At 44.8% G+C, this 14,923-nt stretch carries 13 protein-coding genes; 7 read left to right on the plus strand and 6 right to left on the minus strand.

The genetic code is table 11. The features are described from left to right. The 6 genes from urtE to SDE_RS01250 all read left to right on the plus strand — a co-directional run bounded on the left by urtE (nt 1) and on the right by SDE_RS01250 (nt 4,671). The gene (gene urtE / locus SDE_RS01225) at nt 1-696 is read left to right on the plus strand and encodes an urea ABC transporter ATP-binding subunit UrtE (protein WP_011466718.1); all 696 of its coding nucleotides are present in this window, start codon (nt 1-3) and stop codon (nt 694-696) included. Between the two features lie 385 nt (nt 697-1,081). Continuing rightward, complete coding sequence (locus SDE_RS01230) at nt 1,082-1,789, plus strand: TorF family putative porin (RefSeq protein WP_011466719.1); 708 nt, start codon at nt 1,082-1,084, stop codon at nt 1,787-1,789. 87 nt (nt 1,790-1,876) lie between these two features. After that, entirely contained in the window at nt 1,877-2,215 is a 339-nt protein-coding gene (gene glnK / locus SDE_RS01235) for a P-II family nitrogen regulator (RefSeq protein ID WP_011466720.1), read from the plus strand. A gap of 40 nt (nt 2,216-2,255) precedes the next feature. Next, nucleotides 2,256-3,491, plus strand: coding sequence for an ammonium transporter (locus tag SDE_RS01240; RefSeq protein WP_011466721.1), 1,236 nt, complete (start codon nt 2,256-2,258; stop codon nt 3,489-3,491). Between the two features lie 296 nt (nt 3,492-3,787). Further along, the gene (locus SDE_RS01245; protein ID WP_011466722.1) at nt 3,788-4,126 is read left to right on the plus strand and encodes a P-II family nitrogen regulator; all 339 of its coding nucleotides are present in this window, start codon (nt 3,788-3,790) and stop codon (nt 4,124-4,126) included. A 305-nt stretch (nt 4,127-4,431) separates the two neighbouring features. Then, complete coding sequence (locus tag SDE_RS01250; RefSeq protein WP_011466723.1) at nt 4,432-4,671, plus strand: hypothetical protein; 240 nt, start codon at nt 4,432-4,434, stop codon at nt 4,669-4,671. A gap of 129 nt (nt 4,672-4,800) precedes the next feature. Here SDE_RS01250 and SDE_RS01255 read toward each other — a convergent pair whose 3' ends face one another. From SDE_RS01255 to SDE_RS01275, 6 genes are all read right to left on the minus strand, one after another. Beyond that, nucleotides 4,801-5,484, minus strand: coding sequence for a DUF484 family protein (locus tag SDE_RS01255; RefSeq protein ID WP_011466724.1), 684 nt, complete (start codon nt 5,482-5,484; stop codon nt 4,801-4,803). Then, a complete protein-coding gene (gene dapF, locus SDE_RS01260) occupies nt 5,481-6,314 on the minus strand; it encodes a diaminopimelate epimerase (RefSeq protein ID WP_011466725.1) in 834 nt (277 codons plus the stop codon). The genes SDE_RS01255 and dapF overlap by 4 nt, the downstream gene beginning before the upstream one ends. Nucleotides 6,315-6,369: 55 nt before the next feature. Further along, nucleotides 6,370-7,614: a diaminopimelate decarboxylase gene (lysA, locus tag SDE_RS01265; RefSeq protein WP_011466726.1), complete on the minus strand. Its 1,245-nt coding sequence runs from the start codon at nt 7,612-7,614 to the stop codon at nt 6,370-6,372. Between the two features lie 97 nt (nt 7,615-7,711). Then, entirely contained in the window at nt 7,712-7,885 is a 174-nt protein-coding gene (lptM, locus tag SDE_RS21740) for an LPS translocon maturation chaperone LptM (RefSeq protein WP_083762913.1), read from the minus strand. 84 nt (nt 7,886-7,969) lie between these two features. Beyond that, on the minus strand, nt 7,970-9,427 hold the full coding sequence (locus SDE_RS01270) for a cobyric acid synthase (protein WP_011466728.1): 1,458 nt from the start codon (nt 9,425-9,427) through the stop codon (nt 7,970-7,972). A gap of 98 nt (nt 9,428-9,525) precedes the next feature. Beyond that, nucleotides 9,526-11,709: a M64 family metallopeptidase gene (locus SDE_RS01275; protein ID WP_011466729.1), complete on the minus strand. Its 2,184-nt coding sequence runs from the start codon at nt 11,707-11,709 to the stop codon at nt 9,526-9,528. Between the two features lie 1,107 nt (nt 11,710-12,816). On the opposite strand from SDE_RS01275, the gene SDE_RS01285 reads away from it, so the two are divergent. Continuing rightward, complete coding sequence (locus tag SDE_RS01285; RefSeq protein WP_011466730.1) at nt 12,817-14,862, plus strand: carbohydrate-binding protein; 2,046 nt, start codon at nt 12,817-12,819, stop codon at nt 14,860-14,862. Nucleotides 14,863-14,923 lie beyond the last annotated feature (61 nt).

The raw sequence follows: 14,923 nt of genomic DNA on the forward strand, positions 1-14,923 counted from the left end.
ATGTTAGATGCACAAAATATAAATTTGCATTACGGCGCGAGCTTGGCGTTGCAAGGTGTAAGTTTAAAAGCAGAAAAAGGCAAAGTAAGTTGTATTCTTGGTCGCAACGGTGTGGGCAAGTCGAGCTTAATGCAGGCGGTTACGGGGCGGCACCCAGTAAGTGCTGGCACTATTATTTGGAATGGTGACGACATAACTAAATTACCCGCCGCTGACCGCGCCAAGCGGGGCATTGCTTATGTGCCGCAAGGTAGGCAAATTTTTTCGCAATTAACCGTAAAAGAAAATTTACAAACCGGCTTTGCAACGTTGCCGCGCGGCCATCGCAAAATTAAGGATGAAATTTTCGATTTGTTCCCCGTATTGCGCAAAATGCTTGCACGTCGCGGTGGAGACCTCTCTGGCGGGCAACAGCAGCAGTTATCCATTGCCCGCGCTTTGGTTACTCAGCCGCAAATGCTTATTTTAGATGAGCCTACAGAAGGTATTCAGCCCTCCATTATTAAAGATATACATAACGTGATAGATATTCTGCGCCAGCAGGGTGATATGGCCATTATATTGGTAGAGCAGTATTTTGAGTTTGCTCGTGCACTGGGCGACACCTATGCCGTTATGGACAGAGGCCTAGTAACACTGAGCGGAAATGTGGCAGACATGAATGAAACAGAGGTGCGTAAGTTCCTTACTGTTTAGTTGTTTTAAGGTATGCACCCAAAAGCGCCCCTTCGAGGGCGCTTTTTTTTGGCCCAAAACCCATGAAAAGTGCACCGTTAGATGATTTTGCGATAAAAACCTAAAGATTTTGGCGCCTTTAGTCACATTTTGCATGGTGAATAACTGTTTGAATCATTCTGGTGCGTATATGGTGAGCATGCCATAGGGGATTGCACCATATTTGTGCCTTGCGAGTTTTGGTGTTGATCAAAATTCGCGCTTTAATGTTTTAAGTTATTGATATTTAAAGGAATATTAAAGTTGGCGTGGAAAGTGCTAAAACCTAGGCAAGATCGCTCGTTATGTTTATCAACGAACACTTAATTAAAACTAGACAAAAAATACTTCTATTGGAGGAAGCATTATGAACTCAACTAAAAAATTATTGGCCACTGCAGTAGCCGCTTCAACTATGGCTGTTGCCGCTATGGCACCTGTTGCTAACGCAGAAGTTTCTGCTTCTGTTGGTGTAGCTTCTACTTACTTGTGGCGTGGTTACGACCTAGGTACAGGCACTCCTGCTGTATCTGGTGATTTAAACTTTAGCCAAAATGGTTTCTACACTGGTATTTGGGGTTCATCTGGTGATACTGCTGCGGGGACTGAGTATGACCTATACATCGGTTACGGTGGTGAAGTTGGTGATTTCTCCTACGACGTTAGCTTGTGGAGCTACGTATACCCAACAGGTGCTGGCTACCTCGACGACGAAGATACCGCTGAGTTAGAAGAAACCAATATCGGCGATTTAATGGATGCAGTTATTTCTGTAGGTTACGGCCCTGTTGCCTTGACTTACTACGGCAATGTTGAAGGTGCAGACGATTATAGCTACGTAACTTTGGATGCTACTTTCGATAAGTTTAATGTACTTTTGGGTAGTCATAGTGGTGACACTGACGAAGCTACACACTTAAATGTTGCTTACTCCTACAATGACAATCTTTCTTTTACTTTAAGCAAAATAGTATCGTCTAACGATGGTGATATCGATGAAGATTCTGGCGATATGGTCGAAGTTGATGGCGATGTTAAATTCGTAGTTTCATACAGCTTGCCAATCGGCGAGTAATTGATTCAGCCGGCATCTATTTATTAGGTGCCGGCTGTTTTTTTAAACAGCAGCCAATTTAGCTGCAAAAAAATAAGGAGCAGTCTTATGAAATTAATTACTGCCGTAATTAAGCCTTTTAAATTGGATGCAGTACGCGAAGCATTATCAGAAATTGGTGTGCAAGGTATTACAGTAACTGAAGTAAAAGGTTTCGGCCGTCAAAAAGGTCATACAGAGCTATACCGTGGTGCAGAGTACGTAGTGGACTTTCTGCCAAAAACTAAATTGGAAGTAGCGGTAGCAGATAATCAGGTGGATTCTGTTGTAGAAACCATCAGCAAAGCAGCGCACAGCGGCAAGATTGGAGACGGAAAAATATTCGTTTCAGCTCTTGAACAAGTTATCCGCATTCGCACCGGCGAGTCCGGCGAAGACGCACTTTAATTTTAATTTATAAGTAGAATCCAAAACTCGGAGAACTGCTATGGAAAACTCCATATTTGAATTGCAGTACGCATTAGATACCTTTTATTTCTTGGTATGTGGCGCACTGGTTATGTGGATGGCCGCCGGCTTCGCAATGTTAGAAGCTGGTTTGGTTCGTTCAAAGAATACGACAGAAATTTTAACTAAAAACGTTGCTCTGTTTGCTATTGCTTGCATCATGTACTTTGTATGTGGTTATGCAATTATGTACGGCGGCGACTACTTCTTAACAACTATCACTGGTGATGGTGTAACTGGCGCAGAAGAGCCAGCTAGCTATGCACCTTCTGCAGACTTTTTCTTCCAGGTTGTATTCGTTGCTACTGCAATGTCTATTGTGTCTGGTGCGGTTGCAGAGCGTATGAAACTTTGGGCTTTCTTAGCTTTCGCTGTTGTAATGTGTGGTGTTATTTACCCAGTGGAAGGCGGTTGGACTTGGGGTGGAAACTCTGTATTTGGCATGTACACCTTAGGTGACTTAGGTTGGTCTGACTTTGCTGGTTCCGGTATTGTTCACATGGCTGGTGCTGCTGCAGCGCTAGCTGGTGTATTAGTATTGGGCGCTCGTAAAGGTAAATACGGCCCGAACGGTCAAATCAACGCGATTCCTGGTGCAAACTTACCTTTAGCTACTTTGGGTACTTTCATCCTGTGGATGGGTTGGTTCGGCTTTAACGGTGGTTCTGTATTGGCTACCGCTTCTGTAGAAAGCGCTAACTCAGTAGCAATCGTATTTATGAATACCAATGCTGCCGCTGCAGGTGGTTTAGTATCTGCACTTATCTTGGCGCGTATACTGTTTGGTAAAGCTGACTTAACTATGGCTCTAAACGGTGCATTGGCAGGCTTGGTTGCTATTACTGCAGAGCCTTCAACCCCATCTGCTTTACAAGCTACTTTGTTTGGCGGCCTAGGTGGCTTGTTGGTTGTATTCAGCATTCTTACTTTAGATAAGCTAAAAATTGATGATCCTGTGGGCGCTATCTCTGTTCACGGTGTAGTTGGTTTGTTGGGCTTGTTGTTAGTACCTGTTACTAACGATGCTTCTAGCTTCAGCGGTCAAATCATTGGTGCATTAACTATCTTCACTTGGGTATTTGGTACTAGCCTAGCTGTTTGGTTCTTAATCAAACTAGTGATCGGTGTACGCGTAAGCGAAGAAGAAGAGTTCGAAGGTGTGGATCTTTCCGAGTGCGGAATGGAAGCCTACCCAGAATTCACCAATGGCAAATAATCTAAACCTTAGGGTTTGATTAAAAAACCGGGGGCTTAGGCCTCCGGTTTTTTTTCGTCTGGCGTTTGTGGTTGGCCGAATCTATGCCCCGCGTGAGTGCAGTTTTTGTATTTCACCCAATAAGGGTGTAAATTTAGCAAACATATTCAGATTTAGTGTGGGTGGTTGTTTTGTGAACAATCGCCTCAAGTAAGAGCTGAAATACTAATAAAAGAGCCGATTAGCCACCTGTTAGGCTGTTAATCGCTTCTGCTATAAAAAAATATCGTACACACAGGTGCATAAAGGGTTTATCTATGAAACTGATTACAGCTGTAATTAAGCCGTTCAAACTAGACGACGTGCGCAACGCGCTGTCTGAAATTGGCGTGCAAGGCATGACCGTAACCGAAGTTAAGGGTTTTGGTCGTCAGAAGGGTCACACAGAGCTTTATAGAGGGGCCGAGTACGTTATCGACTTTTTGCCTAAGGTAAAATTAGAGCTAGTATTGGGTGATGAGCTTATTGATCAAGCCGTAGAAGCCATTTCTAAAGCGGCGCAAACCGGCAAAATTGGCGATGGCAAAATCTTTATTACGCCGTGCGAAGAGGTGATTCGCATTCGCACCGGCGAAACTGGCCCAGAGGCGGTTTAACATTTAACCGGCCAGTTTTATTGCAAGCTACTAAAGGCTCCCAAACGGGGGCCTTTTTTATTTGAGCTGTATATTTTGCGGGGTGTGTGGCGCGTTTGTGTTGGTTTTTTATTACCGAAAATAACTAACACGGCATTTTTTAGCGAAATCTAGAACAAAAAAGACTAACAAAATTGCATTATTTTGATGAGTTTAACCAAAGGCTGAGCTATAAAATAAGCGTAGTTACCTTGTTAACGAATTTTGTAGTGTTTTGTAGTAAGTCTATTTGATTTGTTTTTTGGTTTAGCGGAAGGTGAAAAGTAATGAGTGATGATGACGATTTCTTTGCAGAAGAAGACGTAATTGAGGAAGACGATAACAGCGAGAGCGAGTATGGTGAATACGGTAATTCACTTACAGCCAAAGAGGCAGAGCGCGCTCGGTTGCAGGCAGAAATGGAAGCTTTTTTAGCTAGTGGCGGTCGCATTAATGAGATTCCAGCCAACGTGGTGGCAGATCCACCCAAAAAGCCAACTTCCAGCTACGGCGGCCAACCTATTTAAGGTAAACGCTTATTGCTGTTGAGTTCGCTTAGCTAGCCAATAAAAAACGGGTTGATGTTGTGCATCAGCCCGTTTTTTATGTGTGATACCTTTGTGCGGGTGAGTGCTTACTTGCCGGTAAACAGAGGTTTAATAATTTTTTATATATTTGGGCAGAAGCCGGTTTAGCACTTCGGCTATATAGCCTAAAAATATTGTGCCCATGCCAGAGTGGTAAAATTTAGGGTCTTCGTTGCCTATTGCCAATACGCCTAGCGGTTTGCTGTGAATAAGCACCGACATTGCAGCGCTGCCAATGTGGGGCGCGTCTTTATCAAATAAAAATTTACACTCATCGTCTTTAATGCCGCCGCTTACCGCTTTGGGGGATTTAATTCTGCGGCCTATTACATCGCGTGCAACATGCAGGTTTTCTATGCGCGCTGCAGTCGAGGGGACGGTTTGATGGTTGCCAAAAATAATTAAGCGGGTGTGTTGAATATTAAATTCTTTATCGAAGCTGTAATAGAGGGCATCAACTAAATCGCCTAGGTCGTTACATTCCAGTAGGGCTAAGACAAGGCGCTTACTTTTTTCGAACAGGCGGTCGTTCTCGCGTGCGTTATCTAACAGGTTACTTAGGCGTTGGCGCATATCCATATTGCGATCGCGTAAAACAGACACCTGCCGCTCTACTAGCGATACCGCTTTACCGCTATCGTGGGGTAATTCTAATTCGCCCAAAAGACGAGAGTGTTTAACAAAAAAATCGGGGTTTTCGGCTAAATACTCTGCAACTCGCTGATCGGTAATTGACGCGTCTCGGTTACTCATATCTTAACTTGTCCATGAAATACCGTGGTGGCAGGCCCGGTCATCATTACTGGGCTGTCTACACCTTCCCACGTTATAGAAAGGCTGCCGCCAGGCAGGTTTACTTTTACGGTGTTTTCAAGCAAGCCCTGCAAACGCCCAGCAACCACAGCGGCACACGCACCGGTCCCGCAAGCTAAGGTTTCGCCTGCGCCGCGCTCGTATACGCGCAGGTTAATTTCGCTGGGGCTAACTACCTGCATAAAGCCGGCATTCACTTTTTTAGGGAAGTGAGGGTGGGCTTCTATTTCTGGGCCGAGGGTTTCTACCGGCGCGGTTTTGCAGTCGTTAACACAGTACACCGCATGGGGGTTGCCCATAGAAACGGCACCAATTGTTATATCGCCTGCGCCTTGCGTTGGCAGTGTATAACTGGTTGCCTGCTGCGGCGCTGCGAGGGGAATATCGGCGGGGCTAAGAATAGGTGCGCCCATATCGACAGTAACTTGATCGTCTTCTTGTACATGTAACACCATGCGGCCCACGGCTGTTTCTACGGTAATAACGCTTTTTGCCGTTAGTCCGCGCTGCCGCACAAACACCGCAAAGCAGCGGGCGCCGTTGCCACAGTTTTCTACTTCACTGCCATCGTGATTAAAAATGCGGTATTTAAAATCGGCGTCGGGGGAATCGGGTGTTTCTACAACCAATACTTGATCGCAGCCCACACCAAAATGGCGGTCGGCCAGTTGGCGCGCTCGCTCTGGGGTAATGGTGACGCGCTGGCTTATGGCATCGATCATTACAAAGTCGTTGCCTAGGCCGTGCATTTTGGTAAAGCGAAGTCGCATGGTGTGCCTTAGTGTTTGGTGTTTAACCTAAAAGTGCTTACGCCTTATGAGCGTATTAGGGTAATAAATGTTCGCCTCGAATTAAATCCTCAAAGCTTTCGCGCTCGCGCACTACAAAGTATTTGTCGCCATCGACAAGTACTTCCGCTGCGCGGCCGCGGGTGTTGTAGTTAGAGCTCATTACAAACCCGTAAGCGCCGCTAGACATTAACGCTAAACGGTCGCCAGCTTGCAATGCTAATGCGCGGTCTTTTGCTAAAAAGTCGCCGGTTTCACACACTGGGCCTACTAAATCCCACTGTTGGGTTTCGCCTTCGCGCTGGCTTAGTGGTTTTACGTCCTGCCAAGCTTGATAAAGCGCAGGGCGGATATTGTCGTTCATGGCACCGTCGATAATGGCAAAGTTTTTATGCTCGGTGGGCTTTAAAAACTCAACTTCGGTAAGCATTACGCCGGCATTGGCGGCAATAGAGCGGCCCGGTTCCATAATAATGGCTAATTTGCGATCACCCAACTTGGCTTTAATTTGCGTTAAGTAGTCGGCTACTGCAGGGGGCACTTCGTCGCGATAGGTTACGCCCAAGCCGCCGCCTATGTCTAAGTGCTCAATGGTGATGCCTGTTTCGGCTAGGGTATCTACCAGTTGAAGCAAACGGTCTAACGCGTCTAAGAACGGGGTAAGCTCGGTAAGCTGCGACCCTATGTGGCAATCTACACCCACAACCTTAAGGCTGGCGAGTTCGCTTGCGCGAGCGTACACCGCAGGTGCGCGCTGTATATCTATCCCGAATTTGTTTTCTTTTAAGCCGGTAGAAATATACGGGTGAGTCTTGGCGTCTACATCTGGGTTAACGCGTAAAGAAATAGAGGCAACTACGCCCAGTTCGGCGGCCACGTCTGCCAAGCGCTCAAGCTCTGCTTCCGATTCTACGTTAAAGCAGGCAATACCTACTTCTAATGCTTCGCGCATTTCTTCACGGGTTTTACCAACCCCAGAAAAAATAATACGGTTAGGTTGGCCACCGGCTTTAAGCACGCGGCGCAATTCGCCAGACGACACAATATCAAAACCTGCACCTAGCTTTGCCAATACTTGCAGCACTGCAATGTTCGAGTTGGCTTTTACTGCGTAGCACACCATGCCTGGGTGATTGCCAAGGGCGTTGGCGTAATCCTGATAGGCACGGGTAAAGGCGGCTTTGCTGTATACATAGCAAGGGGTGCCCAATGCGTCGGCGATGGCATTAAGAGAGCACTGCTCGGCGAACAGTTCGCCGTTTTGATAGTGAAAGTCTGACATAGTGATCAAAAATCTCGAAAATAGGGGTAGTTAGGCTGTGCTGCCATAAAGATGGCGACTTAGGGCTACCGACTAGCGTAATAAACGCGAAAGTATACTACTTGTCGGCGTGGTTGTGGCTTTTAGTGGCAGGTTTAGCCGGCTCATCTGGCAGCTTTAGCGGGCCCTTTTGGCCGCAGGCGCTAATAGCCAGAGTGCTAACTGCAATAACAAGCACAACGGGTAACGCGGATAGGGTTTTTTTAATGGCGCGAGTGGTGAATTGGTTCATGGCTAGCCCTTGGTCAATTATGGCCGAAGTATACCGCCAGTAAGGCCGCAGGGACACCTTAGTGCAAAGCTTGTGCGTTGGGAATTAGCTGGCAAAAGTAGGAAACAATGCATCAATATCCATACATTGCTCTACCTCATCGGCCAATCTAGTCAGCTCGGTTTCGATAAGGGCGCTGTAATCTAGCGCGCGGGCGTTGGTTAAGCCTGCCCATGCGAGTAGGGCTTGGGTGGCGCTAGGTTGACTAAATAGCCCATGCCAGTATGTGGCAATAATCTGATCGTCGGCCGAGCGGCAGCCTTCGGGTTGGCCTTCGCAATAAATAATAGGGCGCTGAAAAGCGGGGCCGGTGGAAAGGCCTGCATGTATTTCGTAGCCGCTAATGGCGACGGGCTTATCATTTATATGCAACTCACCCTGTAGGTTAAGTAGGGTTTTGTGTTGCGTGAACGTAGTTTCAAAATCTAAGTAGCCCAAGCCGTTAACGCTGCTGGCTGGGCTTTCTATGCCGTGGGGGTCGTGCAGGGCTGTGCCTAACATTTGTAGGCCTCCGCAAATTCCCAACACTTTGCCGCCGTAACGTAAGTGCTTGGCTAGTTGGGTATCCCAGCCTTGGCTGCGCATAAAGTTTAGGTCGGCAATGGTGTTTTTGGTGCCGGGTAGAATAATCAAGTCGGCGCCTTCGAGGCTTTGCCCTGGCCCTACAAATGCAAAGTCTACTTGGGGGTGTAAGCGCAGCGGGTCGAAATCTGTATGGTTGCTAATGCGCTGCCATACAGGTACACGAATTTTTAAGTGTTGGGTGTTTTCCGCAGTGCTATTTGCCGTTAACGCATCTTCGGCTTCAAGGTGTAATTTTTGAATATAAGGTATTACGCCTAAAACCGGTTTGTTGGTTTTTTGTTCTAGCCAAGTTAGGCCTGGTTTTAACAATTCAATATCGCCGCGAAAGCGGTTAATTACAAACCCTACCACGCGTTTCTGTTCGCTGGCGGAGAGCAATTCTAATGTGCCAACCAAATGCGCAAATACACCGCCTTTATCTATATCGGCAATAATAATTACAGGGCAATCCACTTCCTCGGCAAACCCCATATTGGCTATATCGCCTTCGCGCAAATTTATCTCTGCAGGGCTACCTGCGCCCTCAACAACAATAACTTGGTATTGTGTTTGTAATCTTCGGTAGCTTTCTAGCACCGCTTGCATGGCCACTTTTTTATAGTCGTGGTATGCGTCTGCTTCCATTGCGCTTAGCGCTTTGCCGTGCACTATCACCTGCGCACCGGTATCGGTACTGGGCTTTAATAAAATGGGGTTCATATCTGTATGCGGTGCTATTCCCGCAGCCTGCGCCTGCACCGCTTGCCCGCGCCCAATCTCACCACCATCTTCTGTTACCGCAGAATTTAATGCCATATTCTGCGGCTTAAACGGCGCCACCTTAATGCCCTTGCGCGCAAGAATACGGCACAGCGCTGCCACCAGCGTAGTTTTACCCGCGTCGCTGGTGGTGCCTTGAATCATTAGTGTGGTGGTCATGGGTGCTCCTGCGAAGAAAGGTGTGCAAGAATAAAACCTTACACTGGCGAGCACAAAGCTAAATTTATATTTACATTAAAACTAGGCTTGAAATGAATTTATTGTAATGAGTCGCTCGATGGCCAAGTGTAATAAAATCGGCTGAAGCCGTCTTCGTCTAAGCGAATCGCATCTGTGCTATCGGTTGCTTTCACTGAATATTCGTTTTGTGTATCTGCTTGGTAAATATATACATAGTTGTGTTTACTGTGTGTCATTTCAGCACCGTTTTTGTACCACGTATTAGACCATAGTAGAGCGGGCGAGGGCGGGGCAATGGTCAATGCAATATATTCTTTATTGCCAATAGTTATTGTATGTTGCTGTGGGTTAAAGTGAGAGCGTGCTTTAGCCCAAGTGTATAGTACCCAACGTTCCCTATTAACCGGTCCGAATCTTCTTCCCGAGTTCATAATGCTGTTGCGGCTTGGTGTGTATGCGTTGTAGCCGCCATTTACTTTAGGAAAACAACCAACTTCGTCGTCGTTAATGGGGTCTCTGTGTTCGCCTGCAATTGAATTTATATCATCAATCCAATGAAGCCAACTTAAGTTTGGAGGAAAGCAGTGTGAGCTAACATTGATTCCATAACCTGATATTCCTTCGGGTGATGCATATTCGTCTTTTAGCCAGGCATGGCTATGCCCTAGCTCATGTACGCTAATTTTTGACGTACTCGATGTATATGTAATACCAAAGTCACCTAAATATTTTGCTACCCCGATTATATATTGCAAGTTAAGTTGCACATACCCTGTATCTGCATGCGGTACAGCAGCTGTCATTTGGTTATAGGCTGCTTGAACGTTTGGGCAATAAGAAAAGGGGCTTGTACACGCCTCGCTTAAATCTGATGCTAAAAATAATTCATTTTTGTTGTTGCGAAGGATGTTTGTTTCAGAAATTGATTCTATTAGCCAAACATTCCAAAGTGAGCTGTGAGTGGCGATTTCTTCAAAATCATCAAATGCGTATTTATCTACCAATTGAGCATCTTCGAGCAGTTCGTCTTGCATTGAGGCTGTATAAGCTTCTCCGGCAATAACTAAGTCGACACCTTTCCCATCGTGTCTGCCTCGCAATAATTTGGCTTTAGGAAAAGGCGTATCAATTACGGAGAGCGTTAGTGTGCGGGTAATACTGCGGTCAAGTGAATCCTGCGCAGTGCCTTGAATAATAACTTCGCCGTAATCTTCCTGTGCGGTAATATTTAAACCATCTGATGAAGGAGATATTTGAACGGTCGGCCCAGCTGCTTGAGACCACTCAAGAGATTCAATACGATTGGCGCTGCCTGCAGATAATACGAATGGAATCCAGCGACTTTCTCCTGGAATTAATTCTATATTTGGTTCTGCTAGTACTGCAAATAATAATTCGTCTGGTTGTGTATTTTCGAAATGAAAGTTACGAGTGCTTTGAAAAGTGGGTTGGATAGCACCTACCCTTTCAAGGGGGGATGTTAGCCCGTTGGTGTATAGGGTGCGAAAAGCTATTTCGTAGTTTTTGTTTTCTAGGTTGTCGAGGCGTAAGTTGGAGACAGAAACAATTTTTCTATCCCAGTCTTGAAGTACTTGTGCATCACTGCTTTCTTCGCTTAAATCAGTGCCAATGTAAATCTCATATTGAGCGTCAGCTTGAAAATATTGCCAGTCAATGGTTGCTGAATTAAAACTCGTATCAATGGTGAATTGCCTATCAAAACCATTTTCCACAAGCTCAATAGTGCAGAACCCCGAAATTGGCAGCGACCTAACTTTAATACTATCGCCTATAGTTGTGTCGCCACAATTTTTCGCAAAAGCCTGCCAATTTGCTGGAATCTGTTTTTCGACAGGGCTAGAACAGCGGTTGGTTTCTTGCTTGGTTAGTACTGAGTTATCTGTATGAAACTCAATCATTGTATAGGGGCATGCGGTAGTAGAGTACACGTGTAATTCGCAAGATTTAATAGAGGTAACAAGGAACGCTTTTTTGTCTGATGATTGTTGGCCAGCGCATCCTGTTGTTTCTTGTAGATAAAAGTCAAGGTTTTGCGTGTATTTAATTAGCGTTTTGGACTCTTGTTGATTTATATCGTAAGGGGGTAATCTAGCTGTTTCTATACCATCTAAATAGTAAATAACGGTAATAAAGGGAGCGCTACTGACTGTAGTAGTTTTAGTTTTATTGGCTGAATCGCCTGAGCAGCCTAGTAAGCCGATAATGAATAGTAGGGGAATGTAACGTTTTGCCAGCGGCATAGGTGACTCCTGTCAGATAAAACGAAATAAATATAGCCTATAACTGGCTATGTCCATGTAATAGTTGGTGTATAAATCTTATTCGAAAGGCATTGACGATAAAGGTTGCTGGTGCAATGTTAAAAAGTAACAAATAAGCGTAAGGTTATACTGGCTATAAAGTGAGCGGAAAGTGAAGGTTTGCATCTGTGCATATTATTGGCGTCTAATGGAGCATTTGGCGCTGCTTATAGTAAAGCGATACTAATTTCAAATAATTTCTTAGGTTTGAAAGCGCAGGATTTTGTATTTTCATACCGTCCTCACAATCGTAATTAGTCCATTAAAATAAGTACTAGGTATCAAAAACAGACAAAAACTGGCTCCAGTTAGAAAATACTAAAAACTTCATTTGCAGGTTAACCAATTTTTAATTAATTTTGTAGGAAATGTCACTGCCGGTTAATTGATTAAGCTTTTTGAATCAATTGCTAGATGGCATTAATGAATAGAATAATAAAAATAATTAATAATAAAGACTTAATGTTTGTGATGTTCGACCTGCTGTTGTGTGCAATAATTGCATGTAATAAATATTCGAACTAGACACCCTGAATAAAACTCTTTCGCGTAGATTAAGTTTACGTAATTTTCATTTAGATGAAATTAAAGTTAGAGTTTATATGCGTATTAAAAGAGTCCTTTTTAAAGGGCTCTTTTATTGATTGTTAAGGTGTAAATATAAAAACGAATTATCTTAATAAAATACCAAAAATTAATTTGTGAAAAACGGCGGGGCTGGCGGCAGTACCCGCCGTTTTTTATGGGCGATATTTTTGCAATGCATAGTTCGTGATTTAATTCGTCTTTTCTGTATGAAACGCTTCACATAAAATAGAGTTGTATTAATAGCCATTTAGTTAAATTAAAGATTATTTCTCGTCATTTATTATTCGGCTAAATATGTAATCGAATAGCATTATAAAATTTGTTCATAACTTATGTAAAAAATAACGTTGTCGCTAGTGGTTGCCATTTGAATTAGGTTAGGGTTGCTGGCGTATTCCTCTACCCAAATTACTCTATAAGGGGTTATAGTTAAAGGCTGTATAAGCCTAGGAGCCATTAATGCGTATTTCTACTGCTATCACTCAATTCCTAATTGTAATTGCTACACTTATTCTAGCTGCCTGCAGTGGCTCGGGCGGAGGGGCGAATTCTGGTGGCTCTAATCCTGGTGCTAGTTCTAGCTCCAGTTCTTCGTCTTCTTCATCTAATAGCAGTTCGAGTAGCACTAGTTCGTCGTCCTCTAGTGGTGGTTCATCCGGTGCCGCGGTATCGCTCCCAAGCACTATTGCCGCAATGGATTTTGTCGCAGCTTACGATACAGACAACGCAAATTCAGGTGATTGTGGTAATGGCCCTGTCGATATGCAAACGTCAACCGATACGCAAGGTGCGGCCTGCACGGTAGGTTGGACAAAAGCTGGCGAGTGGTTGGCTTATGATGTGAGTGTTGCTGTTACCCAAAAAATGGATATTGTGTTTCGTGTTGCTACTAACCAAAACTCACGTGCCTTAAAAGTACAGCTAAATAACAAAACATTGGGTGTGTTAAATGTTTCTGGTACAGCGTTTGATGAATGGCAAACTGTATCGCTAAAAGACATAGAAATTCCTGCAGGCACGCATCAATTAAAACTCGTGTGGATGACCGGGGCAATAAACGTCAATACCCTTAGTTTTACCGCGCACAGCGCCTACGGCCAAACTACCAATTTGTGGGGCAGTAACGGTGCCGAACACGACCCGAGCGGCGTGTTATCTGATTGGTCTTATGCTGGTTATCACTGGGGTGAAGAAGAGCCGCCGGTAAAATCGCCAACCATTAATGTGGTTACCGATCACGGTGCGATAGCCGATGACGATAGCGACGATAGCGCTGCGTTTATTGCTGCATTAACCGCAGCAAATAATGGTGATGTAGTTTACGTACCCGAGGGGCGTTTTATTCTTACGCAGGTGCTAAGCATACCGAATGGTGTTGTGTTGCAGGGCGCAGGCAGCGAATTAACTACTTTATATATTCCCACCAACTTAAATGAAGCAACGGGTATAGATCCATCTTTTACTGGTGGGTTTATTGAAATGAAAGGTTCGTCGAGTGACGGCAGTAAACTTTCTACTATTACTGCAGCGGCGGCACGAGGCAGTAATCAAATAACAGTAGAAAGTGTTGCAGGTTTAACCGTAGGCGATTGGGTGCAAATACAACAAACCGATGTGAACGGTAACTTTTTATTAGAGGCCTTGTATGCAGGGTACACCGCAGGCTTAAGTGATTACAGTAATTTGGTTAACGATGCAGAGTTAGAGTTTTTCAGCCGCATAACAAATATTAGTGGCAACACACTTACCCTAGAGCGACCGCTACCCATTACCGTAAGCCCTAACTATATGGCGGAATTACACAGCGTATCGGTTGCCTACGGCGAGGTGGGTTTCGAAGGAATGACTTTAGAGTTTCCAGAAACAACCTACCCAGGTCACTTCAATGAGTTAGGGTACAACGGCATAGATATGCGCGCTCAGCACTCTTGGGTGCGAGATGTTGTAGTAAAAAATATAGATTATGGTATTAATTTAAGAGGCTCGCACTTTGTAAGCATTTTAGATTTTACTGTAATTAACACAAATGATCGCAGTGGCCACCACGGGATAAGTGTGGGGTCGTCCACCGATTGTTTAATTCGCGGTTTCGATATTCAAGCCGAACTAGTCCACGATTTAACTGTTGAATGGTATGCGTATGGCAATGTATTTACGCAAGGGCGAGGCAAAAATATTACCCTCGATCATCACCGCGCAGCAGCCTACGCCAACTTATTTACCCAAATTGATTTAGGTGAAGCAACACGCGCATGGAAAACAGGTGGCCGAAGCGATCGCGGATACAAAACCGCGGTATACAGTACGTTTTGGAACATGACCGCCGAACAGGCGATCGATTGGCCCGCCAATGATTTCGGCCCACGTATGGTGTTTATGGGGTTAACCATGGACGGCAGTCACAGCTCTGTTTTAGATTGGGTGGTAGAAGATATTTCTGCAGATGATATATATCCACCAAACCTTTGGTTGTCGCAAAGAGAAAAAAGATTGGGGCGGCAGTAGAGTTGGTGATAATAAAAAATGTAGTTAGAGGGAAATGTAAAGAAAGGTGATATGAGTCACG

It is taken from the genome of Saccharophagus degradans 2-40 (assembly GCF_000013665.1).
Classification (GTDB): Bacteria; Pseudomonadota; Gammaproteobacteria; order Pseudomonadales; family Cellvibrionaceae; genus Saccharophagus; species Saccharophagus degradans.